Annotated in this window: 10 protein-coding genes; 5 read left to right on the plus strand and 5 right to left on the minus strand. The window is 63.7% G+C overall.

From position 1 onward, the window contains the following. Positions 1 to 52 precede the first annotated feature (52 nt). Together ACFR9U_RS13315 and ACFR9U_RS13320 are read left to right on the plus strand one after the other, a co-directional pair. Positions 53 to 421 carry a universal stress protein gene (locus ACFR9U_RS13315; RefSeq protein WP_247380341.1) on the plus strand — a complete coding sequence of 123 codons (369 nt, stop codon included), beginning with the start codon at positions 53 to 55 and terminating at the stop codon, positions 419 to 421. Beyond that, positions 418 to 939 carry a GNAT family N-acetyltransferase gene (locus tag ACFR9U_RS13320; protein ID WP_247380339.1) on the plus strand — a complete coding sequence of 174 codons (522 nt, stop codon included), beginning with the start codon at positions 418 to 420 and terminating at the stop codon, positions 937 to 939. The genes ACFR9U_RS13315 and ACFR9U_RS13320 overlap by 4 nt, the downstream gene beginning before the upstream one ends. Here the strand turns inward: ACFR9U_RS13320 and ACFR9U_RS13325 are convergent. Then, complete coding sequence (locus tag ACFR9U_RS13325) at positions 936 to 1,385, minus strand: universal stress protein (RefSeq protein WP_247380336.1); 450 nt, start codon at positions 1,383 to 1,385, stop codon at positions 936 to 938. The two genes, ACFR9U_RS13320 and ACFR9U_RS13325, sit on opposite strands and share 4 nt — an antisense overlap. 91 nt (positions 1,386 to 1,476) lie before the next feature. On the opposite strand from ACFR9U_RS13325, the gene ACFR9U_RS13330 reads away from it, so the two are divergent. The 3 genes from ACFR9U_RS13330 (at position 1,477) to ACFR9U_RS13340 (ending at position 3,419) form a co-directional block, all read left to right on the plus strand. Next, positions 1,477 to 1,929 (plus strand): universal stress protein, encoded by a 453-nt coding sequence (locus ACFR9U_RS13330; RefSeq protein WP_247380335.1) that lies wholly within the window; start codon positions 1,477 to 1,479, stop codon positions 1,927 to 1,929. Between the two features lie 44 nt (positions 1,930 to 1,973). Further along, on the plus strand, positions 1,974 to 3,095 hold the full coding sequence (locus ACFR9U_RS13335) for a DHH family phosphoesterase (RefSeq protein WP_247380333.1): 1,122 nt from the start codon (positions 1,974 to 1,976) through the stop codon (positions 3,093 to 3,095). 108 nt (positions 3,096 to 3,203) lie between these two features. Then, positions 3,204 to 3,419: a hypothetical protein gene (locus ACFR9U_RS13340; RefSeq protein WP_247380331.1), complete on the plus strand. Its 216-nt coding sequence runs from the start codon at positions 3,204 to 3,206 to the stop codon at positions 3,417 to 3,419. Between the two features lie 4 nt (positions 3,420 to 3,423). Here ACFR9U_RS13340 and ACFR9U_RS13345 read toward each other — a convergent pair whose 3' ends face one another. From ACFR9U_RS13345 to ACFR9U_RS13360, 4 genes are all read right to left on the minus strand, one after another. Next, complete coding sequence (locus ACFR9U_RS13345; protein WP_247380328.1) at positions 3,424 to 3,903, minus strand: DUF5807 family protein; 480 nt, start codon at positions 3,901 to 3,903, stop codon at positions 3,424 to 3,426. 77 nt (positions 3,904 to 3,980) lie between these two features. After that, positions 3,981 to 4,337, minus strand: a complete 357-nt coding sequence (locus ACFR9U_RS13350; protein WP_247380325.1) for a DUF6176 family protein — start codon at positions 4,335 to 4,337, stop codon at positions 3,981 to 3,983. 309 nt (positions 4,338 to 4,646) lie between these two features. After that, positions 4,647 to 6,404 carry an archaellar assembly protein FlaJ gene (gene flaJ / locus ACFR9U_RS13355; RefSeq protein WP_379814482.1) on the minus strand — a complete coding sequence of 586 codons (1,758 nt, stop codon included), beginning with the start codon at positions 6,402 to 6,404 and terminating at the stop codon, positions 4,647 to 4,649. After that, positions 6,405 to 7,045: ATPase, T2SS/T4P/T4SS family (locus tag ACFR9U_RS13360; protein WP_379814484.1), on the minus strand; the 641-nt coding region annotated here is incomplete at its 5' end.

A 7,045-nucleotide genomic window follows, 5' to 3' on the forward strand; every position in this document is an offset into this window, starting at 1 on the left:
CGGACGGTCGATGGGTAGTGGGTTTTTGGTTCGCGGGTGCAAGGGAGCGTATATGAACGTCTTGCTGGGTATCGACGGCAGCGATGTGTCGTTCGATGCACTCGACGACACGATCGCCCGGACGAACGAGACTGGTGACGACCTCACCGTCGCCATCGTCGACCGGGACGAGGTCGAGCTGGACCCCGACGAGATCGAAACGCGCGTCCGCGATGAGTTGGCTGACGCCGACCTCGATGCACCGATCGAGCGGCTGTCCGGACACCCGGGGAGCGAACTGGTCGAGCTCGCCGACGGCGACGGGTTCGACCGGCTGGTCATCCCCGGCGGAAAGCGAAGCGCCCTCGGGAAGATCCGCCTCGACGAGATGATCGAGTTCGTCCTGCTCAACGCCGAAACCACGGTGACTCTCATCAGATGACAGACCGATTCCCGGACGAGACCGCCGAATCGTTCCCCCGTCCCCCAGCGACGGTCACCGACAGGAACGACCGCGAGATACGGATTCGGATCGCCGACGGGGACGACGTCGACGCGCTGGTCGAGATGTACCTCGAGTTCGACCCCGAGGACCGCGCCCAGGGAATCCCGCCCGTCCGCGAGGAGCCCATTCGCACCTGGCTCGACAACCTGTTCGGAGCCGGCTGTCTGAACCTCGTGGCGCTCCACGACGACGAACCGGTCGGCCACGCGACGCTCGTCCCCGACGTCGAGGACACCTACGAGTTGGCGATCTTCGTCCTCCACACCTACCAGGGCGCCGGCATCGGGACGCTCCTCATCGAGCGCCTGCTCGGCTACGCCCAGGAACAGGACGTCGAGCGCGTCTGGCTGTCCGTCGAGCGCTGGAACGATCCCGCCATCGCGCTGTACAAGAACGTCGGCTTCGAGATGAGCAGCACCGAGAGTTTCGAGTTAGAGATGGGAATCAGACTCTAGACGGAGAGCACGGGCTGGCTGGCGTACATGAGAACGTACTCGGCGGCTTTGCCGAGGACCTCGTCGGGGTCGCCCGAGACGGGCTCGCGCGGAACGACCAGGAAGTCCGCATCGACCTCTTCTGCGGTGTCGAGGACGACGCTGCCCGGGTGGTGAGTGAGCTGTGACGGGCTGAAGCCGAGCGCTTCCGAGTGAGTCAGCGCGACGTCGCTGTCGGCCGCCAGCTCCGTGACGGCGTCCATGAACTCGATGGTTTCGGCGGCGATGGTGTCTTTCTCGACCTCGCCGGCGTGGATGCTTCGGGCGACGGCCTCTTCGAGAACGTACAGTGCGTGCACGCTGGCCTCGTACCGCTCGGCGATAGCAACGGCGTACTCGGCGGCAGTGAGCGACTCCTCGCTCCCGTCGAGGGGGACGAGAACGCGGTCGATCTCCACAGCAGTCATACTGGCTCTTCGCCACGGCAGGGAGAAAAAGCCACCGAGCGGGTCTCGCCGACAACGCACATTTATACGCGCGCCGCCAGTAGGCGCCTCTATGTTTGACACGGTGGTCATCGCGACGGACGGCTCCGAGAGCGCCGAACGATCTATCACCGTCGCGCTCGATCTCGCCACCCAGTTCGACGCGTCGGTCCACGCGCTGTACGTGGTCGACACCGGCGACATCGACGGCTCTCCCGAGTCCGTCCGCGATGAGATGGAGACCGCGCTGACCGAAGCGGGCGAAGAGGCCCTGGCCGCGATCGAAGAACAGAGCGACCGCGAGGTCACCACGGCCGTCCGCGAGGGCCAGCCCACGGCCGAAATCTGCAAGTACGTCGGCGAAGTGGACGCGGACGTCCTCGCCACCGGCACTCGTGGTCGCCACGGAGAGCACTCGTTCCTGCTCGGCAGCGTCGCGGAGGCCGTCGTCCGTCGCTGTCCGGTGCCGGTGCTGACCGTCCGGCAGCTCGACGCCAGCGAGGAACCGGCACCGGAAGCCCGGTGAAACCCAACCGAGTCCTTCATTGAGCCCGGCACGCTGGAAGCCGTATGGACGACTGGCTCATCGACGACGACCGGCTCTCGATCGCCCGGAAGTCGGTCCTCCCCGGGGAGGGCTTTTTCCACCCGGACTCGATCGAGGAAGTACAGGAAGAGCGCGAAACCAAAGAAGCAGTCACGGACACGCCCGCCGTCGTCATCGCCGACCCCGACGCCGACGGCCTGGCCTGCGTCGCCCTGCTCCGAGCCGTCGTGGCCGACGCGGCGCTGGTCCCGGCCGGCCCCCACGACATGGGCGACGCCATCGAGCGCGTCTCCGAGTACGTCGACCCCGACGTGCCCGTCTACATCTGTGACCTCTGTCCCGACTCCGAGGAAGACGTCGCGTTCCTCGAGGTGCTCGCCGAGCGCGCCAGCGACGTGTTCTGGTACGACCACCACCAGTGGAACGAAGAGTTAGGGACGCTCGTCGACGAGCACGTCACCGACCGCGTCGTCGGTGACTCCGAGGAGGAGTGCACCGCCGACGTCGTCGCCCGCTCGCTCGACGCCGAGGTCCCAGCCTACCTCGAAGAGCTGGCGGTCGTCACGCGGGACCACGACCTCTGGCTCCGCGAAGACCCACGGAGCGACGACCTGGCCGACTTCTCCTACTGGGCCGAACCCGAGGAGTACATCGAGGTCGTCGCCGAACACGGCCCGGACCTGCCCCCGGAGATCGAGGAGTTCCTCGCGGAGATGCGCGTCGAGAAGGAGGCGCTCATCGAGAAGGCCATCGACCGGGCGGAGATCCACGAGATCGGCGACTGGACCGTCGGCGTCACCTACGGCCGGTGTTCGCAGAACGAGGTCGCCGAAGCCCTCCGCCAGGACGGCACCGACGCGGCCGTGATCGTCAAGCCCGCCGGAAGCGCCTCCATCCGCGGCACCGAGGAGTTCCAGCGCGCCCACGAGGTCGCCGCGAAAGTCAACGGCGGCGGTCACCCGAAAGCCGCCGGCTGTAAGCCCGACATCTACGACGACATGCTCGACTACGCGCACCACTGGACGACCCGCGGTGCCGTCGCCAAGCAGGTCATCATCGAGGCGTTCCACGACGTCAAGCGGGAGGCACGCGCTGAAGCCGACGAAGAGAAAGCACCGGACACGGAAGAAGAGACCGAACAGTAACGAGACACTTGCGACTTCGGTTTCGGTAAGATACCACGTCGATCCGACTGCAGTCGTGCGGTTTTGGTGTCGAAACCGTTTTTACCACCCGCTCGACATCGAAGGCAGATGAGTGGCCCATCATTTACTCGGACCGTAGCGAATAATCCACGTCTGTTTCTCGCGCTCGTCGCTGTCGTCGGCGTCGGAGCCGTAACGATGCAAGCCGTCGCCGAGCTCGTCCCAGACAGCGGGTCGCTCCAGGCCGGCGTGTTCGTCGCGATGGCACTGGTCGCCGCTGTCTACGTCGGCTCGACACACGAACCGCCAGAAGCAGAGGAGTGACGACTCAGGCGCGGTCGCTGACGAGCCACTTGTCGGAATAGGCAGTGCCGCACTCACAGAGCGCGTAGGCGTGAACCACGTCGCCCTCGGCGTAGATGTCGTCGACCTCCTCGTTCTGTTCCTGAGCGAACCCGAAGATGAAGCGTGGCCAGTGCTCGCCCTCCTCGTCGCGGTCTCGCGGTTCGCTCGACTGTTCCGCGGAACTCCGTTCCGCGCTCTCCGGACACTCGCTTTCGATATCGTCCAGGGTGATCCGTGACTCGGTGTCCATCGCGGAGCCGGCGAGTTGCATCGGATCGACGCCAGTGGCTCGCTGGAACGCGGTTCGTCCCTCCTCACCGGGGAGGACGAGGACGACGCCGTTCTCGACTACTTCACCGGCCTTGGCGAGGCGATCTAGACCGTCGACGGCTGCCTCGTTAAAATAGAGCAGCACGTCGTCCGGGCGGTCCCCGGCGAGGAACTGCTCGCGTTTCTCGTTCATACCTTCTCTCGCCGATGCGCGCACAAAAGGAACGCGACACGAGGCGAACGAGGCGCCAACGAGCGCGCCCCTCGCGGTCACGCCCCGTCGTTCGATCGCTCCGGGTTCACCAGATGAGACAGCGGTTCGTACTTGCCAACGTCGGTCCCGTCGACCAGCACCTCGTCCATCACCGACTGGTGTTCGTGATCGATGTCGTGGAGTGAGTCCTCGAACGCTTCGAACGCGCTGACGACGTCGTCAGCGTCGAGGTACGTGACGAGATACGTGCCGTCGTCGGTGTGTTCGAGAAACACCGTCTCGGCGTTGATCCCCTCGTCCGTGAACGTCTCCATCACCTCGTCCTCGCGGTCGCGGAGTTCCGCCATCCACTCCCGGAGACGGTCGACTTTCCCGGGCTCGACCTCCTGTTTCGTCAGAATGGCTTCTGGCATGGCTGTGAGTGAGACCGGCCGGGTGAAAATCCTTCGATAAGGACAAAAGCGGCGTGAGGCATCCGCGCGAGCGGGAGTGAGCGCGGGTCACTCGGCGCGAGATCAGCGGCCGAGCGCCGAGCAGTTTTTAGTCCACCGTCAGAGCAAGCTCTGACAAGTGCTCACGAGAGCGAAGCTCTCGTGGCATACCAGAAATCTCCGATTTCTGTGGACTCCCGCTCGCAAGCTCGCGGGAACAGGTTTTTGCGATGGGGGTACCCGCAAGGCCGCCGAAGACGGCCGAGGATACCCCCGACGTAAAAAGAGTGGTTAGATAGCCAGGAACGAGTCGACCATGTTCTTCGTGAAGATGGAGATGAGCGAGCCGAGCCACGTGATGATCACGAAGTGCATGTAGGCGTTCAGCTTGTGGCCGCCGTCGGTCTCCCGGATCATCAGCGACGAGAGGAACGCGTTGAACACGATGACGACGATGAGCAGGAACTCGATGAGCGGGATGTTGTAGACGCTGGTGTTGATGATCGACCCGACGTCGAACTGACCCCCGGTGCTGAGGTTGAGGGTCATGTTGGCCAGGATGTTCACGACCTGGAGTCCGATGAAGAACGCGAACGTCGACGCGGCCGAGATACCGTACAGGAGGCCGATGAGCGTGGTAGTCGCCTGGTTTCGCTGCTGACGAAGCTGGAGGACGACGTTCATGTTCGTGGAGATGATCTCACCGAGTTGTTTGGGGCTGCCACCCATCTCGCGGCCGATGAGATACATCTCGGAGAACTTCTGGATGAGGTAGGAGCGACAGTCGGCGGTGAAGTACCGCCAGGCCGCCGTCGGCTCGATCCGCATGTTCAGTCGCTTGTACAGGTTGTCGATGTCTTCGGTCAGTTTCCCGAAGTCCTTCTTCCGGAGGCTCTGGAGCACCATCGAGGAAGTCGCCTGCTTTGCGCCTTCTGCGGAACCGAGTGCGCGGATGAAGCTGGGGAACTCCTCGTCTTTGGCCTTGATTTTGTCCTCGGCGCGGCGCATGTACAGCCCGGGAATGAGGAGGGGCGTGACCGGAACGGCGATGTACAACGGGAGTGGGACCGGCGACATCGGGAGGAGCATCTCCAGCGAGAGGGGGCTCACGCCGAAGAAGCCGCCGATGGAGATGACCGCGAGGAAGATCGTCAACGAGACGCCAGTCGCGAAGGTGGCGATCATCCACTTGTCGAGGTCCGTCGTGATGCCCTCCGGGTGGTACCACAGAGGATCGAACGGTGCCATCGCACGAATGGCGATGTAGAAGCCGGTCTGGACGAAGATGAACATCGCAATGACGGCCCCCACTGTCATCGTCGGGTCGGTCCCCGTGAGGACGGGCAGCACGACCGCGAACACCAGCGCGAACGTCATCGAGAGAATCATCGACAGGTACAGGTCCTTCATCACGTCCAGGTTGTCCAGCGAGCCGCTGTAGACGGTCTCGTAGTTCTGCATCACCTGTTCCTGCTCGGAGACGAGGAAGTCCTCGAGGGACTGCCCGGCACCGAGCGTGTACGCAAGGCGATCGAAGACGTCCGACAGCGCGTCACTGGGGACCTGTTTCGCTCGCCGCCGCAGCGCGTCGTCGAGGCTCTGATTCCAGGCGTCGACCAGCTGGACGATCCGGCGCATCTCGGTGGTGAGCGCGCCGTACTCCTCTTCCTCTGCGAGCGCCCGGAACACTTCCATGCGGTCGATCCGCGTGGTCGCCAGCACGGTCATGTGGGTGACGAGAAGGTGGAGCCGGTTGTTCAGGGCTTTGCGCTCCTGGGAGAGCATCACCTTCGGGTAGAAGACGGCGGTGGCGAATCCCAGAACGCCCAGCAGCGGGATCGGCACACGCACCATGAGCGGGAGGAAGCCCAGGAGGAGAAAGCCGACGATTGTGAACACCAGAAAGCCGATGGACGGCAGGAGGATGAGAAACACGTACCGCCGGATCGGCATGTGCATCCGATGGTAGGACTCGAAGAGATCGCTGAAAAAATCCCCAACTGCGTCCCGCATCTGGCCGGCCGTTGCGTCGGATTCCTGGGATGCCATTCAAATCTCGCGATGGATGTCGAACGGGAGTCCTTCGATACCGTCACGCTGGAAACTGTCGATCATGTCGTCGACTTCGTGATAGCCGAGTATGTCCTCCTGAATGGCTCGTTCGATGATTTTGGCACGGAAATCGAGGTCGTCGTAGATGTCCCGGGTGTCCTCGTACCCGAGCAGCGTCGCGATCTGCTCTTCTAAGACGTAGGAGTTGTTCATCCCCTGGAAGACGATCTCGTCCTCGACAGGGTCCCAGTAGAACGCCTGGCGAGTGACGACGCCGTCCATCTCCTTGGAGTACCCCTCGATCTCCTGAACGGACGTGACGCGACGCAGGACCTGGTCGCCCTGCTTGACACGGTTCTGGAACAGCGCCACGTCGGCGTTGTCCATGAACGTCTCCGGGACGTTGATCGGCTCCCCGGTGAACCGCTGGATCATGGACACGATGTCGGACGCGTGGAACGTCAGCATCACGGGGTGACCGGTCTGTGCGGCCTGGAACGCCATCCGACCCTCTTCACCACGAACCTCACCCACGATGATGTAGTCCGGGCGGGAACGCAGTGCGGCCGCGACCAGGTCGAACATGTCGACGCTGGTCCCTTCGTCTTCACCCTCACGCGTGAGGAGTTGCTGCCAGG

The organism is Halorientalis brevis (genome assembly GCF_042678165.1).
In the GTDB taxonomy this organism is placed as follows: domain Archaea; phylum Halobacteriota; class Halobacteria; order Halobacteriales; family Haloarculaceae; genus Halorientalis; species Halorientalis brevis.

Bases quoted from the DNA above. Each gene is read 5' to 3' on its own strand.
- flaJ (WP_379814482.1), bottom strand. From the start codon at position 6,404: ATGGCATCCCAGGAATCCGACGCAACGGCCGGCCAGATGCGGGACGCA.
- ACFR9U_RS13340 (WP_247380331.1), top strand. From the start codon at position 3,204: ATGAGTGGCCCATCATTTACTCGGACCGTAGCGAATAATCCACGTCTG.
- ACFR9U_RS13350 (WP_247380325.1), bottom strand. From the start codon at position 4,337: ATGCCAGAAGCCATTCTGACGAAACAGGAGGTCGAGCCCGGGAAAGTC.
- ACFR9U_RS13320 (WP_247380339.1), top strand. From the start codon at position 418: ATGACAGACCGATTCCCGGACGAGACCGCCGAATCGTTCCCCCGTCCC.
- ACFR9U_RS13345 (WP_247380328.1), bottom strand. From the start codon at position 3,903: ATGAACGAGAAACGCGAGCAGTTCCTCGCCGGGGACCGCCCGGACGAC.
- ACFR9U_RS13315 (WP_247380341.1), top strand. From the start codon at position 53: ATGAACGTCTTGCTGGGTATCGACGGCAGCGATGTGTCGTTCGATGCA.
- ACFR9U_RS13330 (WP_247380335.1), top strand. From the start codon at position 1,477: ATGTTTGACACGGTGGTCATCGCGACGGACGGCTCCGAGAGCGCCGAA.
- ACFR9U_RS13335 (WP_247380333.1), top strand. From the start codon at position 1,974: ATGGACGACTGGCTCATCGACGACGACCGGCTCTCGATCGCCCGGAAG.
- ACFR9U_RS13325 (WP_247380336.1), bottom strand. From the start codon at position 1,385: ATGACTGCTGTGGAGATCGACCGCGTTCTCGTCCCCCTCGACGGGAGC.